Source organism: Janthinobacterium sp. RA13 (assembly GCF_000745325.1).
GTDB lineage: Bacteria > Pseudomonadota > Gammaproteobacteria > Burkholderiales > Burkholderiaceae_D > Janthinobacterium > Janthinobacterium rivuli.
This window is the reverse complement of record NZ_JQNP01000001.1, coordinates 916,233-936,859: the sequence shown is the minus strand read 5'-3', so window position 1 is coordinate 936,859 and position 20,627 is coordinate 916,233. Positions and strand designations below refer to the sequence as shown.

Annotated in this window: 13 protein-coding genes and 2 tRNA genes; 3 read left to right on the top strand and 12 right to left on the bottom strand. The window is 62.3% G+C overall.

Going from position 1 to position 20,627, the window contains the following annotated elements; translation table 11 throughout:
• Positions 1-20: 20 nt before the first annotated feature.
• The 3 genes from FG13_RS28725 to FG13_RS03945 form a co-directional block, all read right to left on the bottom strand.
• Entirely contained in the window at positions 21-671 is a 651-nt protein-coding gene (locus tag FG13_RS28725) for a TetR/AcrR family transcriptional regulator (RefSeq protein WP_081922411.1), read from the bottom strand.
• An 11-nt stretch (positions 672-682) separates the two neighbouring features.
• Positions 683-3,118, bottom strand: coding sequence for a membrane-bound PQQ-dependent dehydrogenase, glucose/quinate/shikimate family (locus FG13_RS03950; protein WP_081922410.1), 2,436 nt, complete (start codon positions 3,116-3,118; stop codon positions 683-685).
• Between the two features lie 414 nt (positions 3,119-3,532).
• Complete coding sequence (locus tag FG13_RS03945) at positions 3,533-4,579, bottom strand: NAD(P)-dependent alcohol dehydrogenase (protein ID WP_035818554.1); 1,047 nt, start codon at positions 4,577-4,579, stop codon at positions 3,533-3,535.
• Positions 4,580-4,763: 184 nt separating this feature from the next.
• Between FG13_RS03945 and FG13_RS03940 the strand changes: the two genes are divergently transcribed.
• Positions 4,764-5,717 carry an AraC family transcriptional regulator gene (locus FG13_RS03940; protein ID WP_035818551.1) on the top strand — a complete coding sequence of 318 codons (954 nt, stop codon included), beginning with the start codon at positions 4,764-4,766 and terminating at the stop codon, positions 5,715-5,717.
• On the opposite strand, the gene FG13_RS03935 is transcribed toward FG13_RS03940, so the two are convergent.
• Positions 5,699-9,283 carry a hydantoinase B/oxoprolinase family protein gene (locus tag FG13_RS03935; RefSeq protein ID WP_035818548.1) on the bottom strand — a complete coding sequence of 1,195 codons (3,585 nt, stop codon included), beginning with the start codon at positions 9,281-9,283 and terminating at the stop codon, positions 5,699-5,701. The two genes, FG13_RS03940 and FG13_RS03935, sit on opposite strands and share 19 nt — an antisense overlap.
• A 145-nt stretch (positions 9,284-9,428) precedes the next feature.
• On the opposite strand from FG13_RS03935, the gene FG13_RS03930 reads away from it, so the two are divergent.
• Positions 9,429-10,973, top strand: coding sequence for a bifunctional ADP-dependent NAD(P)H-hydrate dehydratase/NAD(P)H-hydrate epimerase (locus tag FG13_RS03930; RefSeq protein WP_035818547.1), 1,545 nt, complete (start codon positions 9,429-9,431; stop codon positions 10,971-10,973).
• A gap of 116 nt (positions 10,974-11,089) precedes the next feature.
• Here the strand turns inward: FG13_RS03930 and FG13_RS03925 are convergent, their stop codons facing one another.
• Complete coding sequence (locus tag FG13_RS03925) at positions 11,090-11,842, bottom strand: ABC transporter ATP-binding protein (RefSeq protein ID WP_051958473.1); 753 nt, start codon at positions 11,840-11,842, stop codon at positions 11,090-11,092.
• On the opposite strand from FG13_RS03925, the gene FG13_RS03920 reads away from it, so the two are divergent.
• Positions 11,841-12,530: an arylesterase gene (locus tag FG13_RS03920; RefSeq protein WP_081922409.1), complete on the top strand. Its 690-nt coding sequence runs from the start codon at positions 11,841-11,843 to the stop codon at positions 12,528-12,530. The two genes, FG13_RS03925 and FG13_RS03920, sit on opposite strands and share 2 nt — an antisense overlap.
• 166 nt (positions 12,531-12,696) lie before the next feature.
• On the opposite strand, the gene FG13_RS03915 is transcribed toward FG13_RS03920, so the two are convergent.
• The 7 genes from FG13_RS03915 to clpP all read right to left on the bottom strand — a co-directional run bounded on the left by FG13_RS03915 (position 12,697) and on the right by clpP (position 20,580).
• Positions 12,697-14,622, bottom strand: a complete 1,926-nt coding sequence (locus tag FG13_RS03915) for a SurA N-terminal domain-containing protein (protein WP_051959549.1) — start codon at positions 14,620-14,622, stop codon at positions 12,697-12,699.
• A 410-nt stretch (positions 14,623-15,032) separates the two neighbouring features.
• Positions 15,033-15,109: transfer RNA gene (locus FG13_RS03910), tRNA-Asp, on the bottom strand.
• Between the two features lie 17 nt (positions 15,110-15,126).
• Positions 15,127-15,203, bottom strand: a tRNA-Asp gene (locus FG13_RS03905).
• 125 nt (positions 15,204-15,328) lie between these two features.
• Entirely contained in the window at positions 15,329-15,601 is a 273-nt protein-coding gene (locus FG13_RS03900; RefSeq protein ID WP_010398442.1) for an HU family DNA-binding protein, read from the bottom strand.
• Positions 15,602-15,805: 204 nt separating this feature from the next.
• A complete protein-coding gene (lon, locus tag FG13_RS03895; RefSeq protein WP_034751007.1) occupies positions 15,806-18,217 on the bottom strand; it encodes an endopeptidase La in 2,412 nt (803 codons plus the stop codon).
• Positions 18,218-18,493: 276 nt separating this feature from the next.
• Positions 18,494-19,762 carry an ATP-dependent Clp protease ATP-binding subunit ClpX gene (gene clpX / locus FG13_RS03890; RefSeq protein ID WP_010398446.1) on the bottom strand — a complete coding sequence of 423 codons (1,269 nt, stop codon included), beginning with the start codon at positions 19,760-19,762 and terminating at the stop codon, positions 18,494-18,496.
• A 200-nt stretch (positions 19,763-19,962) separates the two neighbouring features.
• Positions 19,963-20,580: an ATP-dependent Clp endopeptidase proteolytic subunit ClpP gene (gene clpP / locus FG13_RS03885; RefSeq protein WP_374106380.1), complete on the bottom strand. Its 618-nt coding sequence runs from the start codon at positions 20,578-20,580 to the stop codon at positions 19,963-19,965.
• Positions 20,581-20,627 lie beyond the last annotated feature (47 nt).

Sequence of the window (20,627 nt, the reverse complement as noted above, 5' to 3'; positions counted from 1 at the left end):
GGGGTGATTTTCAGTGCAGCTTAACGCGGCGGCACACGGCCACATCCCACCCGCGCCAGCACCAGCTCGATCAGCTCCGCGATCAAGGGCCGGAACGTGGCCGCATCGCCGCCCTGCCCCAGCATGACGGTGCGCGTGGTCAGGTGCGAGAAGACGGCGTCGAAGAGAATCTGCGGCAGGTTGGAAAACGAGGTGTCGGGCGCGATACGGCCCTGGGTGCGCTGCTGTTCCAGCAGGCGCAGGATCAATGCATGCCACACTTGCGGGCCATGTTCGTACCAGGTGAGGCCCACGGCCGGCACGGCGGCGGCGCCCGTGACGACGAGGCGGTAGAAATCCACGTGGCGGGGGCTGGTGACGACGGCCACCAGTTCATCGAGGATCAGCTGCAAGCCCTGCTCCAGGCCGACTTGCGAGGTATCGAGCTGGCGTAGCGCGATGATGAAATCGGCGCACAGGTATTCGACCACGGCCACCAGCAGGTCCTGCTTGCTGCCGAAATAGCGGTAGGCGGTGGCTTTCGAACCACCCGCCTCGGCCACGATGGCATCCATGCTGACGCCGTCGTAGCCGGAGTCAAGAAAGAGCCTGGATGCCGCCACCAGCAGCTTGCGCCGCCGCTCCTCGCTTCGGGTACTCGGGGAAGCGGGAACGGTGCGCAACTGGGGCATGAAGCAAACTCTTACTGTGTCTTGGGAAGCGCGTATGCTATCACGTAATCCCCCCGGTCCGGACTCTGGCGGGCGCCGCCCGCCACCACCACGACGTACTGGCGGCCCGACTTGGGCGACACGTACGTCATCGGCGTGCCTTGCGAACCGACCGGCAGGCGCGCCTTCCACACTTCACGGCCCGTGGCGATATCCATGGCGCGCAAATAGTAATCCTGCGTGCCCGCATAAAACAGGAGGCCGGACGCCGTGCTCATGCCGCCGCCCAAAGTTGGCATGCCCAGCGGGATGGGCAGCCTCGCCTTGACGCCATTGACGACCGCATCCTGCACCGTGCCGGCCGGACGCTCCCACACTTTTTTCTTCGTCTTGAGGTCGATGGCGGCAAACACGCCCCACGGCGGGCTTTGGCACGGTATGCCCAGCGGCGAATTGAAGGCCTTGTGGTCGATGACGAACGGCGTGCCATCCATCGGATAGGTGCTGCCCACGCCGTGGCCAGCCGTCAGCGTGGCCACGTCCACCGTTTCGCGCGGCACCAGCCTGACCACTTGCGGCATGCGGATATCGTTGACGAACATATAGCCATTGCTTTCATCGACGGCCGCGCCGCCCCAGTTGAAGCCGCCGTAATAGCCCGGATAGATCAAGGTTTCGCGGGTGCTCGGCGCCGTGAACTCGCCCTGGTAATTGAGCTTGCGGAAGCTGATGCGGCAGGCCAGCTGGTCGAAGAAGGTGGCGCCCCACATGTCGCGCTCCGTCAGCGTTTCCGCGCCGAGGGCCGGCATGCCGGTGGAATATGGCTGCGTTTTTGCCACCCAGTCGCCGGCCGCGTGCTCTTGCGGCACAGGTTTTTCCACCACGTCCGCGATCGGTTTGCCCGTGCGGCGGTCCAGCATGAAGATCTGGCCACGCTTGGTCAGCTGCACCAGCGCGGGTATCTTTCCACCTTTGCCGCCCTTGACGTCCGGGACATCGTACAGGGCTGGCTGCGCGGCCACGTCGTAATCCCAGATATCGTGGTGGACGGTCTGATACGTCCAGCGCTCGCGGCCCGTGGCCATGTCGAGGGCGACGATGGCCGACGCGTATTTTTCCGTCAGCGGCGGACGCTTGCCGCCCCAGAAGTCGGGCTGCTCGTTCCCCGTCGGCAGGTAGACCAGGCCCAATTCGTCGTCGAAGGCGGGCGCCGACCACATGTTCGGCGTGCTGCGCGTGTAGGTCTGCCCTTCCGGCGGCAGCTTGGTGATGGCCGGATTGCCCAGGTCCCAGGCCCACACCAGTTCCCCCGTGTCGGCGCTGTAGGCGCGCACGACGCCCGACGGTTCATCGGTGGAGCGGCCATCGAAGACCCAGCCGCCGAGGATGATCAGGTTGCGCGCCACCGTGGGCGCGGACGTGTAGGCGTAGTACGGCACGTTCATCTTAACCTTGCCCAGGCCGACGGTCAGGTCGACGGAACCCTTGTCGCCGAAGCCCTCGCACTGCTTGCCCGTCTGCGCGTCGATCTGAATCAGGCGCGCATCCATGGTCACTTGCACGATGCGTTTGGCGCACGCACCCGCCACCGGCGCGCTGGCCGCGGCCATGCCGTCAAAACGGAACGGATTCGTCACTTTTGCCGGCTCGTAGTAAGCCACGCCGCGGCAGCGGTTCCACGTTTTGATGTTGGCCGGCTTCGGATCGAAGGTCCAGCGTTCCTTGCCCGTGTCCGCGTCGAGCGCGATGACCTTGCTCGTCGGCGTGCACGTGTAGATGGTGTCGCCGATCTGCAGCGGCGTGTTTTGCGATTCGGACGCGCCTTCGGCCAGCTCGCCCGAGCGGTAAGTCCACGCCACTTGCAGCTGGCCGGCATTCCGCTTGTCGATCTGCGTGTACGGCGCAAAGCGCGTGCCCTTCGGGCCATAGCCGTAATGCGCCCAGTTGGCACTGCCGCCGTTCACCGCCGCGATCGCATCCTGCTGCGGCTGCACGGTGGCGTCCAGCACACCGTGCGGCTTGAACATGGCGGCGAAACCGGCCACCAGCACGACGGCGAGCAGCGCCGCGAAACCGCGCGACTGGCCGGTGTGCTTGCGCCCCGCCAGCCACGGATGCAGCAAGGCGGCCACCAGGCCGATGACGAGGAACGGCGCCAGGCGCGGCACCATGGGCCAGAAGGCGAAGCCGATTTCCCACACGGCCCAGACCAGGGTGGCGATGACCAGCGCGGCGACGATGCCGCTCGCCAACGGTTTGCGGCGCAGATACATCACGCCGGCAAGGAGCAGGCCGAGACCGGCCAGCAGGTAGTACCAAGAACCGCCGAGGGTAATAAGTTCGATGCCGCCGGCGGCCAGGGCCAGGCCGGAAAATCCGAGAAAAATGCCGAAAACCGTCAAGGCAAGCCGCTTGCCCCTGAAGACCGCCGGGATCGCCGGCGCTCCTTTATTTACTGAAGTGTCCATTTTTTATCCATGACGCCTCCCCTGCCCGGGCCAACACGCCGGGGATGGCTGATTTTTTTAAATCCACGTAGTGAAACTGTACTGTACAGTTTCATTTTATGCCGATTTTTGACGCAAGGAAAGAAAAATTGACGCGGGAGCTTGATTTTTGGCGGGGATGGGGGCGTTCAGGGGGATTGTCGGATTACGCTCTACGAGCTAATCCGACCTACCGGACTGCTGGATATGCGTAGGTTGGATTAGCGCAAAGCGCGTAATCCAACAAACACAGGTCAACCAGATAGCAGCCGTTTTTGCTTTTAAAGCATAGCGGTTGGAACGCCCGAAAAATGCCCAGGGCTAGGCGCCGCGTCGAAGACAGTACGAATAGTACGGCGAGACGCGGCAACAACGCCCTGGGCTTTTTCTCGAGCGTTACAGCGATGCCATGTCGATCACGAAGCGGTAGCGTACATCGCTTTTGACCACGCGCTCAAACGCTTCATTGATATCCTGAATGCGGATGATCTCGATGTCCGACACAATATTGTGCTTGCCACAGAAATCCAGCATTTCCTGGGTTTCCTTGATCGAGCCGATCATGGAGCCGGACAGGCTGCGGCGCGCGCCCACCAGGCCGAAGGCGTTCACGGGCGGCACGGCGCCGTCGGGGATGCCGACGATGACCATGTTGCCGTCGACTTTCAGCAGGTTGATGTACTGGTTCCAGTCGATCGCCGCGCCCACGGTGCAGATGATCAGGTCGAACGTGCCGGCCAGCTTGCTGAACGTTTCCGCATCGTTGGTAGCGTAGTAATGGTCGGCGCCCAGGCGCAGGCCGTCTTCGCGCTTCGACAAAGTCTGGCTCAGCACCGTCACTTCGGCGCCCATGGCGTGGGCGATCTTGACGCCCATGTGGCCCAGGCCACCCATGCCCAGGATGGCGACCTGCTTGCCAGGGCCGGCCTTCCAGTGGTTCAGCGGCGAATACAGGGTGATGCCGGCGCACAGCAGCGGCGCCGCGGCGTCCAGCGGCAGGTTGTCGGGAATCGACAGCACATAGCCTTCCTTGACGACGATGCTGTCCGAGTAGCCGCCCTGCGTGGCCGTCTTGCCGTCCGCTTCGACGCCGTTGTAGGTCTGGATCAGGCCTGGCATATACTGTTCCAGGTCCACGTTGCGCGTCTTGCAGGTGGTGCAGGAATCGACGAAGCAGCCCACGCCCACGTGGTCGCCCACCTTGAACTTGCTGACGTTGGCGCCAACGGCCGTGACGACGCCGGCGATTTCATGGCCGGGCACCATCGGGAAAGCGGCGCCGCCCCATTCGTCGCGCGCCTGGTGGATATCGGAATGGCACACGCCACAGTATTTGATCGAGATGGCCACGTCGTCTTCGCGCGGCGCGCGGCGCTCGAACGTGAACGGTTGCAGTGCGGAAGTCGGGCCCAGTGCGGCGTAGCCTTTGGCGATGGTGGTCATGAAAACTCCTGTATCTAGATGTGTGTGGCGAGGGGTGACGCGTGCCATGCATGCGATTGCACAAGTGTGCCCGAGATGCCCGGCCGCCGTTACCGCGATCCTGCAAGACCTTTGCACGATCCTCCAAATCTGCGTAAGATCAGCCCCTGCTCTTCTCTTCTTAGCCTCACGCATCCTGAACACCATGTCCCCGCCACTTACTCCACAAGATGAAATCGCCGCCCTGATCAGCCGCCACGCGCCGCGCACGGGCGACTACGCGACGGCCATCGGCAACCTCAGTTTCCACCGCCAGTCCTCGGTCACGGAATCGCTGTTCCATGCGGCGCGCCCCAGCGTGGCCATCATCGCGCAGGGCGCGAAAGACGTCACCCTGGGCAGCGAAACCTTCCATTACAGCCGCATGCAGTATCTGCTGACGTCCGTCGACTTGCCGGTGCAGGTGCGCGTGGTGGAAGCGAGCGAAGACAAGCCGCACCTGTGCGTGGTGCTCGGCATCGACATCGCCGACGTGGCCGCGCTGCTCGATAGCGAAAGCAGCAGCGACAGCGCGGCGCAGCAGAAAATCCTGCCCGCCACGCGCGGCATTTCCGTCAGCGACGTGTCGGCCGAGCTGCTCGACGCCATGCTGCGCCTCGTGCGCCTGCTGGACAAACCGGGGGAAATCGCCACCTTGGCGCCATTGATCCGCCGCGAGCTGACGTACCGCCTGCTCAATGGACCCGTCGGCGCGCGCCTGCGGCACATGGCGCTGGCCAGCAGCCAGTCGCACCAGGTGGGGCAAGCCATCGACTGGATCAAGCACAATTATTGCGAGCCGCTGCGCATCGAGCACCTGGCCGGCATGGCGAACATGAGCATGTCGTCGCTGCACCACCACTTCAAGGCGATTACGGCCATGACGCCGATGCAGTACCAGAAGCTGCTGCGATTGCAGGAAGCGCGGCGCCTCATGCTGGTCGAGCAGATCGACGCAGGCACGGCCGGCTACCGGGTCGGCTACGCCAGCGAATCGCAGTTCAGCCGCGAATACAGCCGCCAGTTCGGCCGCGCGCCCATGCGCGACGTGGGCCAGGTGCGCGCGCAGCTGAGCGGCGCCAGTGCCAGTACCGGCGCGGCCTACTCCGTCTTGCCGTAAGCGCCGCCACCCGGCGTCTCGATCACGAACACGTCGCCCGCCTGCATATCGGTCTTGCCGATATGCGCCAGGTGCTCCACCGTGCCGTCCGCCCGCTCCACGTAATTGCGTCCCAGCGCACCCGCCGCGCCGCCATCCATGCCGAAAGGCGGATGGATGCGGTTGTTCGACAGGATCGCCGCCGTCATCGGTTCCAGGAAGCGCACCCGGCGCACGCCGCCATTGCCGCCGTGCCAGCGCCCCGCCCCGCCCGACCCTGCGCGGATGCTGTAGCTGTCCAGCCGCACAGGAAAGCGCCACTCGAGGATTTCCGGATCCGTCAGGCGCGAATTGGTCATGTTCGTCTGCACCACGTCCGTGCCGTCAAAACCGGGGCCGGCGCCCGAGCCGCCCGATATCGTCTCGTAATACTGGTACTTTTCGCTGCCGAAGGTGAAATTGTTCATCGTCCCCTGCGAGGCTGCCATCGCCCCCAGCGCGCCATACAGGGCATTCGTGATGCAGGTCGAGGTTTCCACATTGCCCGAGACGACGGAGGCCGGATACTGCGGATTGAGCATGGAGCCGGACGGGATGATTACCGTGAGCGGCTTCAGGCAGCCCGCGTTCAGGGGAATCTCGTCGTCAACGAGGGTACGGAACACGTACAGCACGGCCGCCATGCAGACGGCGGACGGCGCATTGAAGTTGTTGGGCAACTGGCTGGACGTTCCCGTGAAGTCGATGACGGCGCTGCGCCGCGCCACGTCGACCCTGATCGCCACCTGGATGCGCGCGCCGTTGTCCAGGTCCAGCGCATAGCTGCCATCCATCAAGGTCGTGATGACCCTGCGCACGGCTTCCTCGGCATTGTCCTGCACGTGGCCCATGTAGGCTTGCACGACAGCCAAGCCGAAATGCGCGACCATCTTGTGCAGTTCTTCGGCCCCCTTCTGGTTGGCCGCCACCTGGGCGCGCAGGTCAGCCACATTCTGCTGCGGATTGCGGGCCGGCCAGCTGGCGCCCGCCAGCAGGGCCAGGGTTGCGTCTTCGCGCAGCAAACCCGTGGCGCCGTCGACCAGCTTGAAGTTGTCGATCAACACGCCCTCTTCCTCGATGCGCGTGGAGTCGGGCGGCATGGAACCGGGTGTCGTGCCGCCGATGTCCGCATGGTGGCCGCGCGAGCCGACGTAGAACAGGATGGCGCCGCCCGCCTCATCGAACACCGGCGAGATCACCGTCACGTCGGGCAGATGCGTGCCGCCGTGATAAGGATCATTGAGCATGAAGACGTCGGCCGGCCGCATGGCGCCCGCATTGCGCGTCATGACGGTGCGGATGCTCTCGCCCATGGAACCGAGGTGCACGGGCATGTGCGGCGCGTTGGCGATCAAATGGCCTTGCGCGTCGAAGATGGCGCAGCTGAAATCGAGCCGCTCCTTGATGTTGACGGAATGGGCCGTATTTTGCAGGCGCAGGCCCATCTGCTCGGCAATCGACATGAACAGGTTATTGAAAATTTCCAGCATCACGGGATCGGCCTGCGTCGCTGTTTGCAACCCCTTGGCGCGCCGCTCCGGCAAGGCGACAACCCTGCGCAAGACCAGATGGCCGTGCGCCGTGACGTCCGCGCGCCAGCCCGGTTCGATCACGGTGGTGGCGTTGGCGTCGCTGACGATGGCCGGGCCATCGATGCTATCGCCGGGGCGCAGGCTGTCTGCCCCATACAGGCCGCTGTCGCGCCACGCGCCGGCGCAGTACATGTCCACCATCTGCACGGGCGCCAGCACGCCTGCGCGCGGTGCATGGACCGGCGCGGCCACTTGCGGCGCATCGGACGCGCCGATGGCTTCCACGGAGATCGCCTCGACGATCAGCGCACGCGCCGGCATCAAAAAGGAAAAGCGTTTTTTGTAGGCCGCTTCAAATTGCGCCTGCATGCTCGCCACCGTATCGAACAGCACGACGAGGGCCGAATCCGTGCCTTCGTAGCGCAGGTGCATGCGCGACACCAGCGCGATGCGCTTCCCTTCCACGCCCTGGCGCAGCAAGTCGCCACGCGCCAGTTCGCCCAGTTGCGCGAAATCGCCGGCCAGGTCCGCGCCCAACGCCGCCTCGATGGCGCGCTCGCGCATGGCGCTCTGGTCGGCCAGGCCCATGCCGTAGGCCGACATCACGCCCGCCAGGCTGTGGATGAACACCGTGCGCATGCCCAGCGCATCGGCCACCAGGCAGGCATGCTGGCCGCCCGCGCCGCCAAAGCTGGTGAGCGTGTACTCGGTGACGTCGTGGCCGCGCTGTACGGAAATCTGCTTGATGGCGTTGGCCATGTTCCCTACGGCGATGGCGATATAGCCTTCGGCCACTTCTTCCGGCGTCGAGTTCACCGTGCGCGCCAGCGCTTCGAACTGGGCGCGCACCGTGGCCGCGTCCAGCGCTTCATTCGCGTCGGGACCGAAGACGCGGGGGAAGAAGGCGGGCTGCAGCTTGCCCAGCATGACGTTGCAGTCGGTGACGGCCAGCGGGCCGCCGCGCCGGTAGCTGGCGGGGCCGGGATTGGCGCCCGCGCTGTCCGGCCCCACCTTGTAGCGGGCGCCATCGAAATGCAGGATGGAGCCGCCGCCCGCGGCCACCGTGTGGATGCTCATCATGGGCGCGCGCATGCGCACGCCGGCGATCTGCGTCTCGAACACGCGTTCGAACTCGCCCGCGTAATGCGACACGTCGGTGGAGGTGCCGCCCATGTCGAAGCCGATGACTTTATCGAAGCCGGCCAGCGCGCTGGCGCGCACCATGCCGACGATGCCGCCTGCGGGGCCGGACAAAATGCTGTCCTTGCCCTGGAAGGCCCGCGCATCCGTCAAGCCGCCGTTCGACTGCATGAATTGCAGATGCACGCCGGGCAGCTCCATCGCCAGCTGGACGACATAGCGGCGCAAAATCGGCGACAGATAGGCGTCGACCACGGTCGTGTCGCCGCGCGCCACCAGTTTCATCATGGGGCTGACCTCGTGCGACACGGACACCTGCGTAAAACCTGCCTCGCGCGCCAGCTGCGCCACCCGCGCCTCGTGCGCGTGGTGGCGGTAGCCGTGCATCAGCACGACCGCGATGGCGCGCACGCCGCGCGCATGCGCATTTGCCAGCGCCGTGCGCGCGGCCGCCTCGTCGAGCGGCGTCACGACGTCGCCGTGCGCGCCCATGCGCTCCTCGATCTCGATCACGTCGCCGTACAGCAGTTCCGGCAGGATGATCTGGCGCGCGAACAGCTGCGGACGGTTCTGGTAGGCGATGCGCAAGGCGTCGCGAAAACCGCGCGTGATGGCCAGCACGGTCGGCTCGCCCTTGCGTTCGAGCAGCGCATTGGTCGCCACCGTGGTGCCCATCTTGATGGCGCCCACCCGTTCCACGGGCAGCGGCGCGTCAGGCGCCAGGTCCATCAGCTGGCGCATGCCGGCCAGCGCCGCGTCGCGGTACTGGCCCGGGTTCTCCGACAGCAGTTTATGCGTGGCCAGGCTGCCGTCAGGACGGCGCGCCACGATGTCCGTAAAGGTGCCGCCCCGGTCGATCCAGAATTGCCAGTCCATCGTATTGCCCCCGTGCCTGTGTGAGATCCTATGTGAGATGGCTATTGTAGCCGCACAATTTACGGCGCACCGCAGGCGTGCGCGCCTTGCCTTTCGCCCGCTTCGGCCTTATGTTGAAGACATGCTGACTAACGGAACACGCGCCATGCCCCTGATTGACTCTTCCACACCGCTGTACTCCATCGCCGAACTGCGCGCCATCGAACAGGCGGCCATGCGCGACCTGCCGCAAGGGCTGCTGATGCAGCGCGCGGGCCAGGCTGCCGCCAGTGCCGCCCTGAAGCTGCTGCACGCCCAGGAAGATGGCGACGATGCGGGCCACCGGCGCGTCCTGGTGCTGGCTGGCCCCGGCGACAACGGCGGCGATGCGCTGGAAGCGGCCGCGCACCTGGCCGGCAGCGGCACCGAGGTGCTCGTCTGGCTGGCGCCCGAGGCGCAAGCCACGTCGCCCGAACGCGAACAGGCGCTGAGCCGCGCGCGCAACAGCGCCGCGCGCTTGATGGAAGCGGCAACGTCCATGGCCTCGGCGGCAGTGGGCGCGGCGCCATGGCACCTCGTCATCGACGGCCTGTTCGGCATCGGCGCGTCGCGTCCCCTCGATGGCGAATGCCGCGACATGGCGCAGCTGGTCAACAATCTCGCTTGCCCCGTGCTGGCGCTCGACGTGCCCAGCGGCCTGCACGCGGACACGGGCGCCATCGACGGCGTCGCCATCCGCGCCACGCATACGCTCACCTTCATCGGCGACAAGCCGGGCCTGCACACGGCGAATGGCCGCGACCATGCGGGTGAAGTGGAAGTGGCCGCGCTGGCCATCGCTCCCTCCCTGCTGCCCGCGGCGAAGGCGCAGCTGGGTGGCCTGCACCTGTTCGCGCGCCAGTTGCAGCCACGCCGGCAAAACACGCACAAGGGCAGCTACGGCAGCGTGGCCATCATCGGCGGCGCGCAAGGCATGGCCGGCGCGCCCATCCTGGCGGCCCGCACGGCCCTGCATGCGGGCGCGGGACGAGTGTATGTCGCGTTTCCCGACGCACCGCCCGCCTTCGACAGCGGCCAGCCGGAGCTGATGTGCCGGCACGCCAGGGACGTGGACTTCTCGGGCCTGCACTTCGCGGCGCTGGTGGCCGGCCCCGGTCTCGGCGACAAGGCCGGCACGGTGGAACTGCTGCTGCGCGCGTTCGAGAGCGACAGCCCGCTGCTGCTGGACGCGGACGCGCTGAACCTGATGGCGGCCGAACCGGAACTGCAATCGGCGCTGGCCGTACGCACGGGCGCGGGGGCGACGATACTGACGCCGCATCCGCTGGAAGCGGCACGCCTGCTCGACATGACGGTGACCGAGGTGCAAGCCGACCGCCTGGGCGCAGCGCGCCAGCTGGCCACGCAGCTGGGCGCCATCGTGGTATTGAAAGGTTCCGGCACGGTGATCGCCGCGCCCGACGGCCAGGTCGTCGTCAACAACACGGGCGGCCCCGCACTGGCGACGGCCGGCACGGGCGACGTCTTGTCCGGCCTGTGCGGCAGCCTGCTGGCGCAAGGCTGGCCGGAATGGGAAGCGGCGATAGGCGCCGTCTGGTTGCATGGCGCGGCGGCCGATGCACTGGTGGCCGCAGGCAGCGGCCCCATTGGTTTGACGGCCGGGGAATTGATACCGGCGATACGCAGGTTGATCAATGCCTTGTCGGCATAAGCTATGGCGCGGGTGTGTTGGATTACGCTGCGCTAATCCAAGCTACACCTCGGAGGGCGGGTAGGCCGGGTAGGTCGGATTAGCGGAACGCGTAATCCGACAACCACCACCAGCAATCACACCAACCGACCAGCCGCAATCGTGATCGTCCGCCCGCAACGGGCAGCGATCGAGCTGTCATGCGTGACGAGCACCAGGGTCGATCCGCGTTCGCGGTTCAACTCGAACATCAGCTGGATCACGGCCTCGCCGGTGGCGGCATCGAGGCTGCCCGTCGGTTCATCGGCGAACAGCAGCGGCGGCTCCGTGACGAAGGCGCGGGCCAGAGCCACGCGCTGCTGCTCGCCGCCGGACAGGTATTTCGGATAGTGCTTCAGGCGGCTGCCCAGGTTGACTCTCCCCAGCATGGCTTGCGCCTTTTCCTTCGCGTCCGGGTCGCCGCGCAATTCCAGCGGCAGCATGACGTTTTCCAGCGCCGTCAGGTGGGCCAGCAGCTGGAAGGACTGGAACACGAAACCGAGCTTTTCCTTGCGGAAACCGGCGCGGCCGTCTTCGTCGAGGGCGAAGATATCGGTGCCGTCGAGGATGACCTTGCCCTCGCTGGGCGTGTCCAGTCCGGCCAGCAAGCCCAGCAAGGTGGACTTGCCGGAACCGGAAGCGCCGACGATGGCCAGCGTCTCCGCCGTTTGCACGGTAAAATCGACTTGATGCAGGATGGTCAGCTCACCATCGGCATCGGGTACGCGCTTGGCCAGCTGGACCACTTCGATGGCCGGCCGGGCCTTTTGGCTGTTGGGTGCGGCGGGCCGCTGGGCCGCTGCGTCTGATGGGAGAAAACTGGTGGAAGTCGCTTTAGGGAATTCGGGCATGCTGATCTATCTTAAAAAATTTCGTGAACAAATAAGTGTCGAGGGCAGCAGCCGCATGCGGCGGCGCGCGCTGTCCCTGCTTCCTGCGGCAGCCCTGCTGCTGGTGTCAGGCATGACGAACGCCTATTCTGCACCAAAAACGCTGCTGGTGCTCGGCGACAGTCTCTCGGCCGAGTATGGGCTGGCACGGGGCACGGGCTGGGTGGCGCTGCTGGAACAGCGGCTGCAAGCGCAAAAGAACGATACGCGCATCGTCAATGCCAGCATCAGCGGCGAGACGACCAGCGGCGGCCGCGCGCGCCTGCCTGCGCTGCTGGCCAAGCACCAGCCCGACGTCGTGCTGATCGAACTGGGCGCCAACGACGGCTTGCGCGGCTTGCCCGTGGCGGCCGCCGAAGCGAATCTGCGCGCCATGGGCGAAGCAGCCAAAAAATCGGGCGCCCAAGTGGTGCTGGTGGGCATGCGCATGCCACCCAACTATGGCCGCGCCTACGGCGAGCAGTTTTATGGCGTGTACGGCAAGCTGGCCAAGGAATGGAAGGCGCCACTGGTCCCCTTCATGTTCGAAGGCATCGCCGACCAGCCGCAGCTGTTCCAGGCCGACCGCATGCACCCGAATGCGCAGGCGCATCCGACGATTTTAAAGAATATCTGGCCGCGGCTGGCGCCGTTGCTGGACGCGAAGTAAGCCGGTTGTTGACGTTAGCTCTAGCCCGAGGCAAAAATCCGGGGTCAGACCCGGCGGGTCTGACCCCAGCTTTACGCTGGTGGTCATGGTAAATTCATTGACACGCACATTCCACAGACAAAAAAATAGCCGCTCGAAAGCGGCTATTTTTATGGGCTAAAACTGATTACGGCGCTTCCGGCGCTGCTGCAACCGGCGCGGTGACCGGCTTGACGATCTTCACCTTGGCCTTGGCTTTCAGGTACTCGACGTAATCGAACATTTCCTGTTGTGCCAGGATGCCGCTGATCTGGTCTTTCTCTTGCTGGCGGCGTGCTGCATCCACTTGCGCCGGCTGCTGCACCTTGGCGATGCGGTAGATGCCATAGCCCAGGGCTGGCAGGTCCACACCCACGTAGGCTGGCAGCTTGCTCGTGTCCGCTTTCATGACTTGCGCGATGGCGGCACGGTTGATGCCGTCCAGCTTGCTGCGCGATACCCATTGCGCCGCGCCGAAACCGGTCGCGTCGCCCGAAGCCTTCAAGGCGGCCAGCTTGGTCTCGCCCGCTTTCTTGGCCAGCTTTTCCGCTTCTTCCAGGGTCACGCGCTGACGGATCATCGCTTCGACTTCGGCCAGCGGACGCTTGCTGGCAGGCTTGAATTCCACCACGCGACCGGCGATCAGCACGTTAGGAGCGACGGTCACGGCTTCCGTGTTGCGCTTGTCTTTCAGCGAATCGTTCGAGAAGATGGCGGTCAGGAACTTGGCGTTGTTGAACGGCGCCTTGCCCAGTGCTGGCGACGGCGTCCGCGACAGGTTGGCGACGCTTTCCACTTTCAGTTTCAGCTTGTCGGCCACCGGCTTCAGGCTGTCCGATTGCTCGTAGACCGTGTTGGTGAACGTTTCCGCCATTTCCGAGTATTTCTTGGCAGCGAATTGCTTGCGCAGGTCGGCCGTGATCTCGCCGCGTACTTCATCGAGCGCACGCACGTGCTGTGGCTTGAGCGAGGTCACGGTCAGGATGTGGAAGCCGAAATCGGAAGCGACGACGTCGCTGATTTCGCCTTGCTTGAGTTTCGAAACCGCGCTCAGCAGCGGTGCCGGCAAACCATCCTTGCCAATCACGCCCAGGTCGCCGCCCTGTTCCGCGGACGCCGGATCTTCCGACTTGGCTTTCGCCACGGCGGCAAAGCTGGCTGGCGTCTTGCGCACTTCCGCCAGGATGGCTTCGGCCTTGGCCTTGGCGGCTGCCTTGTCGGCGGCCGATGCGTCTTTCTTGACGGCGACGAGGATATGGCTGGCCTGACGCGCTTCTTCCGTCGTGTAGGCTTTCTGGTTCTTCGCGTAGTAGCCGGTCACGTCGGCGTCGGTGACGTCGACTTGCTCGCCGGCGGCGCTGTCGTCAAGCACAACGTACTCGATCTTGGCTTGTTCCGGGATCTCGAAGAACTTGCTGTTCTTGTCATAGAAAGCCTTGATCATGGCGTCCGTCACTTTGACTTCCGACACGTACTGGGCGATCGGCAGCAACAGTTCCTGCACTTCACGCTCTTCCGAGGTGATGTCGGACAGGCGTTTGGAGACGGTGCTTGGCGCGAAGGCGGTGCCTTGCACGGCGCCGGCCAGTTGCTGCAGGGCCAGGTCGCTGCGGCGGCGCGCATCGTACATCTGCGGCGTCATGCCTTGGGCGGCCAGCATGGCCTTGTAGCGTTCCAGGTCGAATTTACCGTCCGGCAAGGTCAAGCCTGGGATTTCCAGCACTTCCTTTTGCAGCACGGCATCGCTGATGACCAGGTGGCTACGGCCCACTTCGGCGGCCACGGCGCGCTCGGCGATCAGGTTGTCGAGGATGCTCTGGCGCGCTTCCGGCGTGTCAAACATTTTTTGGTCGAACTGCTCGCCCATCATCTGGCGGTAGCGGTCGATCTGCTGGCGTTGCGCTTCTTCATATTGCTGCTGCGTAACGACCTGGTCGCCGACCTTGGCGATGGTGTTCGCGCCATCGCCGAAGCTTTGGTAGCCGCTGATACCGACCAGTGCAAAAGACGGGACGATGACCAGCATCAGGAGAAACTGCATCAAGCGTCGATGGGTACGAATAAATTCAAACATGGTCAGCCAATTCGGGATGAGTGGATCACTATAAAAAAAGGCGAACATGCGTTCGCCTTGATTTCTTCGGCGGAATGGACGGGACAGATGTCCACTTCCCCTTTAGATTCAACAACTTGGCGCTGGAACTAAAGCAGGATTCTGACGCCCAAGCCATTATCTCCTGATTCTACAATGCCCATAGCGCTATAGCAAGAGTAAATCAGGGCGCGCGCCCTGCCCTGGCGCCGCCTGGACGGCAAGGCGCCGGACTCGCGCATTTAACCGGACGCAGCTTAAAGCGGATTTAAATGCGGGTGTTTTTATTCAAAACGGCAGGACGGGATTTTAAAAGCAGGCGCGCCGAGATAATCTGGCGCTGAAAAAGAAAAACCCGCGCTACTTATTCAGCAGCGCGGGCTTCTATATTCTGGCGGAGCGGACGGGACTCGAACCCGCGACCCCCGACGTGACAGGCCGGTATTCTAACCAACTGAACTACCACTCCTTAAGAGCGTATTTTTTTGGCGGAGCGGACGGGACTCGAACCCGCGACCTCCGACGTGACAGGCCGGCATTCTAACCAACTGAACTACCACTCCGAAAAATACACAGTACTACTTGCATTTGTATCCAGGGTTGTTATTCGAAGAACTTCAACCCTGAAATCGCGGCACCCGGAGGCGCCGCCAAATGTTTCCGGTGATTGTCACCTCACCGAAGTCCGTTAGTTTACAGCATCCTTCAAAGCTTTACCAGCTTTAAATTTTGGAACTTTTGCAGCTTCGATCGTGATCGCTTCTTTGGTACGCGGATTGCGGCCGGTACGCTCAGCGCGTTCGCTGACCGAGAAAGTGCCAAAACCAACCAGCGTCACGCTGTCGTTGTTTTTCAAAGTTTCCGTCACGCCGCCGATAACAGCGTCGAGTGCGCGCGCAGCGGCGGCTTTGGAAATGTCAGCTTTTTCAGCAATGTGGTCGATCAATTCAGTCTTGTTCACTAGCATCCCCAATTACAAAGGTATAAAACGTTTACCGTATCGTTGCGGCACTTTTGGCACCACAGCTGTCCGGCGAAAAAAATGTGCAGGCGTATTAAACAAGCCACACTGTATATGTGTCAAGCGCTTTGGGGGCGCAATTCACGTTTCAATATAAAACAAGCGCTCTAAAAGCGCTTGTTTGGGGAAAACAGGGGTAAAACGTTAGTGTTTTACTACCTCGCCGGCCGCGTCAGGCTTGGCCGCGGCGGCCGTGACAGCCTCCACCGCAGCGACATCCGCCAACGCTTCAGGCATGCGTTCGAGGGCGATTTCCAGCACTTTGTCGATCCAGCGCACCGGTACGATCTCCAGTTTGTTCTTGACGTTGTCCGGAATGTCGGCCAGGTCTTTCACATTCTGCTCTGGAATCAGGACCGTCTTGATGCCGCCGCGATGGGCCGCCAGCAGCTTTTCTTTCAGGCCGCCGATCGGCAATACTTCGCCGCGCAAGGTGATCTCGCCCGTCATCGCCACGTCGGCACGCACGGGAATGCCCGTGAAGACCGACACCATCGCCACCGTCATGGCCGCGCCAGCCGAAGGACCATCCTTCGGTGTCGCGCCTTCCGGCACGTGGATGTGGATGTCGCTCTTCTCAAACACGTCCGCCTTGATGCCCAGGCGCTGTGCCCGGCTGCGCACCACCGTGCGGGCTGCCTCGATCGACTCTTTCATGACGTCGCCCAAGGTACCCGTGCGGATGATGCCGCCCTTGCCCGGCATCGACACGGCTTCGATGGTCAGCAGATCGCCGCCCACTTCCGTCCATGCCAGACCAACCACCTGGCCGACCTGGTTTTCTTTCTCTGCGACACCGAAATCATAGCGGCGCACACCGAGGAATTTATCCAGGTTCTTCGAGTTGACGATGACTTTTTTGTCGGATTTCTTCAGCAGCAGCATCTTGACCACCTTGCGGCAGATCTTCGATACTTCACGCTCGAGCGAACGCACACCGGCTTCCCGCGTGTAGTAGCGGATGATGTCGCGCAAGGCCGACTCGGCCACCGAGATTTCCTCTTCCTTCAAGCCATTGTTCTTGATCTGCTTCGGCAGCAGGTAACGCTGCGCGATGCTGGTTTTTTCATCTTCCGTGTAACCGGACAGACGAATCACTTCCATGCGGTCAAGCAAGGCTGGCGGAATGTTGTACGAGTTCGACGTGGCCACGAACATCACGTCAGACAAGTCGAAATCGACTTCGATGTAATGGTCGGAGAACGTGTGGTTCTGTTCCGGGTCCAGCACTTCCAGCAGAGCCGACGATGGATCGCCACGGAAATCGGCGCCCATCTTGTCGACTTCATCGAGCAGGAACAGAGGATTGCGCACGCCGACTTTCGACAGCGATTGCAAAATCTTGCCCGGCATCGAGCCGATGTAGGTGCGGCGATGGCCGCGGATCTCGGCTTCGTCGCGCACGCCGCCCAGGGCCATGCGCACGAACTTGCGGTTCGTCGCGCGGGCGATGGACTGGCCCAGCGAGGTTTTACCCACGCCAGGAGGGCCGACGAAGCACAGGATCGGGGCTTTGAGCTTGTCGACGCGCTGTTGCACCGCGAGGTATTCCAGGATGCGTTCCTTGACCTTGTCGAGGCCGTAGTGGTCGCCCTCAAGCACTTTTTCCGCATTCGACAGGTCGTTATTGACCTTGGATTTCTTTTTCCAAGGCAAATTGACCAGGGTGTCGATGTAGTTGCGCACGACGGTGGCTTCGGCCGACATCGGCGACATCAGTTTCAGCTTTTTCAGCTCGTTGGTAGCCTTGTCGAGCGCTTCCTTCGGCATCTTGGCCGAAGCGACTTTTTTCTCCAGCTCGTCGAGGTCGGCACCATCTTCGCCCTCGCCCAGTTCTTTCTGGATGGCCTTGACTTGCTCGTTCAGGTAGTACTCGCGCTGCGACTTTTCCATCTGGCGCTTCACGCGGCCACGGATGCGCTTTTCCACCTGCAGAATGTCGAGCTCGCCTTCGAGCTGGCCCAGCAGGTGCTCGAGGCGCTTGGCCACGCTGAAAATTTCCAGGATGACTTGTTTTTGCTCCAGCTTCAGCGGCAGATGCGCGGCCACCGTGTCGGCCAGGCGGCCGGCATCGTCGATGCCCGACAGCGAAGCGAGGATTTCCGGTGGAATCTTTTTGTTCAGTTTGACGTACTGGTCGAACTGCTGCACGATCGCGCGGCGCATGGCTTCGACTTCCGACTCGTCGCCCGGCTCGGACTCGAGCGGCGTCAGGTCGGCGATGAAGTGCGTCGGCGCATCGCTGATGTGGTTGATTCGGGCACGCTGCGCGCCTTCGACCAGCACCTTGACGGTGCCATCGGGCAGCTTCAGCATTTGCAGAATATTGGCGACGCAGCCAATTTCATAGATATCCGAAGGAGACGGCTCGTCCTTCGCGGCTGCTTTTTGAGCGGCAAGCATGATGCTCTTGCCCTGCTCCATCGCAGCTTCCAGCGCCTTGATCGACTTTGGACGGCCAACGAACAGCGGTATCACCATATGCGGGAAAACGACGACATCCCGCAGCGGCAATAACGGCAGTTGAGTTTGCTCAGTTAATTTGGAAGTTGTCATGGCGTACCTTATAGAAAGCGTGTTTACGATGTTGGCGCTCGCTGCCAAAACACAAGACCGGCGAGAATAAATAATTCTGTGAAACAAACATTTTTCTGTTTATTTCGCAAAACACACCCGCATGACGTTAATAAATGCAGTTTTCACAGTAAAAAAGCCACGCGCAGCTAAGCGCCGCGAGTGGCTTTCCGATTGAAGCCTGCACTCATTGATTTAAATTGTACTGCCATGCATTAAGGAATCAAAATCCTTTTTATGCATTTGTCTCAGCAGTAATCAATTTTCTCCGGAGGCCTTGGCAGTCTCTTGATAAATCAACAAAGGTTTGGCGCCGCTGGTGATGGTATTTTCGTCGATGACGACCTTCACTACATTTTGTTCGCTCGGCAGTTCGTACATGACGTCCAGCAAAGCATGTTCCAGGATGGAACGCAGGCCACGGGCGCCCGTCTTGCGCGCCAGCGCTTTCTTGGCGATCGCATGCAGGGCGGCCGGACGAATCTCCAGTTCCGCGCCTTCCATCTCGAGCAGCTTCGAATACTGCTTGATCAGCGCATTTTTCGGCTCGACGAGAATCTGGATCAGCGCCTCTTCCGTCAATTCTGCCAGGGTGGCGATGACGGGCAGACGACCGACCAGTTCCGGGATCAGGCCGAACTTGACCAGATCTTCCGGTTCCGCTTGCAGCATCAGTTCGCTAGCCGAGCTTTGCGACTTGCTGCGCACCGTGGCCGAGAAGCCGATGCCGCTCTTTTCGGAACGGTTGGCGATCACTTTCGACAGACCGTCAAAGGCACCGCCGCAGATGAACATGATGTTGGTCGTGTCGATCTGCACGAAATCCTGGTTCGGATGCTTGCGGCCGCCTTGTGGCGGCACGGAAGCCATCGTGCCTTCGATCAATTTCAACAAGGCTTGCTGCACGCCCTCGCCCGACACGTCGCGCGTGATGGACGGATTGTCGGACTTGCGCGAAATCTTGTCGATTTCATCGATGTAGACGATGCCGCGCTGAGCTTTCTCGACGTCATAGTTGCAGCTTTGCAGCAGCTTCTGGATGATGTTTTCCACGTCTTCACCCACGTAACCGGCTTCGGTCAGGGTGGTGGCGTCGGCGATCACGAACGGCACGTTGAGCATGCGCGCCAGGGTCTGTGCCAGCAGGGTCTTGCCCGAGCCGGTAGGACCGACCAGCAAGATATTGCTCTTGGCCAGTTCGATGTCGTCTTTCTTGCCCAGGTGCTTGAGACGCTTGTAATGGTTGTACACCGCCACCGACAGGATGCGCTTGGCAGTCTGCTGGCCGATCACGTACTGATCGAGCAAGGCGGCAATTTCTTGCGGCGTCGGCAGGTCGGATTTGGTACCGGTCACCGTCTCGATGCTCGACGTTTCATCACGGATGATGTCGTTGCACAGGTCGATGCACTCGTCGCAAATGAACACGGACGGGCCGGCGATGAGTTTCTTCACCTCGTGCTGGCTTTTGCCGCAGAACGAGCAATACAGTAATTTTTCGCCGCTAGAGGATTTTTTGTCTGACATAAGGCATTTTGGTTGGAACTGCATTAACAATATTGCAAAATCGCAAGCCGGATGATGGTTGCCGCCCGTAAAGGCTGCTAGCCATGGCGCAAGTCAACAACGCGCACAAGCTCCATGCTACCCGAAATAAAAGCGAAACGCCCGAACGTTTGATCGCCCGGGCGTTTACTTACATGCTTAGCAATACCGGTAGGGGCTCATCAAGCGCGGCTGGTCAACACTTTGTCGATCAAACCATACTCAACGGCCTCGTCGGCGGACATGAAACGGTCGCGGTCGGTGTCCTTGGCGATCTGTTCGATCGACTGGCCCGTGCGCTCGGCCATGATGCCGTTCAAGCGGGTGCGCAGGTAAAGGATTTCCTTCGCCTGGATCTCGATATCGGACGCCATGCCTTGCGAACCACCGGACGGCTGGTGAATCATGATGCGCGAGTTCGGCAGCGAGAAACGCTTGCCCTTGGCGCCAGCGGCCAGCAGGAAAGCGCCCATCGAAGCAGCCATGCCCGTGCACAGGGTCGAGACGTCCGGTTTGATGAACTGCATGGTGTCGTAGATGGCCATGCCGGCCGAGACCGAACCACCTGGCGAGTTGATGTAGAGCGAGATTTCCTTTTCCGGATTTTCGCTTTCCAGGAACAGCAGCTGGGCGACAACCAGGTTGGCCATCTGGTCATTGACCGGGCCGACCATGAAAATCAAACGTTCCTTCAGCAGGCGCGAGTAAATATCATACGAGCGCTCGCCGCGACCGCTTTGTTCCACCACCATCGGCACCAGGCCGAGCATCTGTGTGTCCAGCGCCGGATTACGGTTCATACCTGTCATTTCATTTCCTTGTGAAGCAGTTAGGGGAAGCCGCCCTC

Bases quoted from the DNA above. Each gene is read 5' to 3' on its own strand.
- FG13_RS28725 (WP_081922411.1), bottom strand. From the start codon at position 671: ATGCCCCAGTTGCGCACCGTTCCCGCTTCCCCGAGTACCCGAAGCGAG.
- FG13_RS03950 (WP_081922410.1), bottom strand. From the start codon at position 3,118: ATGGACACTTCAGTAAATAAAGGAGCGCCGGCGATCCCGGCGGTCTTC.
- FG13_RS03945 (WP_035818554.1), bottom strand. From the start codon at position 4,579: ATGACCACCATCGCCAAAGGCTACGCCGCACTGGGCCCGACTTCCGCA.
- FG13_RS03940 (WP_035818551.1), top strand. From the start codon at position 4,764: ATGTCCCCGCCACTTACTCCACAAGATGAAATCGCCGCCCTGATCAGC.
- FG13_RS03935 (WP_035818548.1), bottom strand. From the start codon at position 9,283: ATGGACTGGCAATTCTGGATCGACCGGGGCGGCACCTTTACGGACATC.
- FG13_RS03930 (WP_035818547.1), top strand. From the start codon at position 9,429: ATGCCCCTGATTGACTCTTCCACACCGCTGTACTCCATCGCCGAACTG.
- FG13_RS03920 (WP_081922409.1), top strand. From the start codon at position 11,841: ATGCTGATCTATCTTAAAAAATTTCGTGAACAAATAAGTGTCGAGGGC.
- FG13_RS03925 (WP_051958473.1), bottom strand. From the start codon at position 11,842: ATGCCCGAATTCCCTAAAGCGACTTCCACCAGTTTTCTCCCATCAGAC.
- FG13_RS03915 (WP_051959549.1), bottom strand. From the start codon at position 14,622: ATGTTTGAATTTATTCGTACCCATCGACGCTTGATGCAGTTTCTCCTG.
- lon (WP_034751007.1), bottom strand. From the start codon at position 18,217: ATGACAACTTCCAAATTAACTGAGCAAACTCAACTGCCGTTATTGCCG.
- clpX (WP_010398446.1), bottom strand. From the start codon at position 19,762: ATGTCAGACAAAAAATCCTCTAGCGGCGAAAAATTACTGTATTGCTCG.
- clpP (WP_374106380.1), bottom strand. From the start codon at position 20,580: ATGAACCGTAATCCGGCGCTGGACACACAGATGCTCGGCCTGGTGCCG.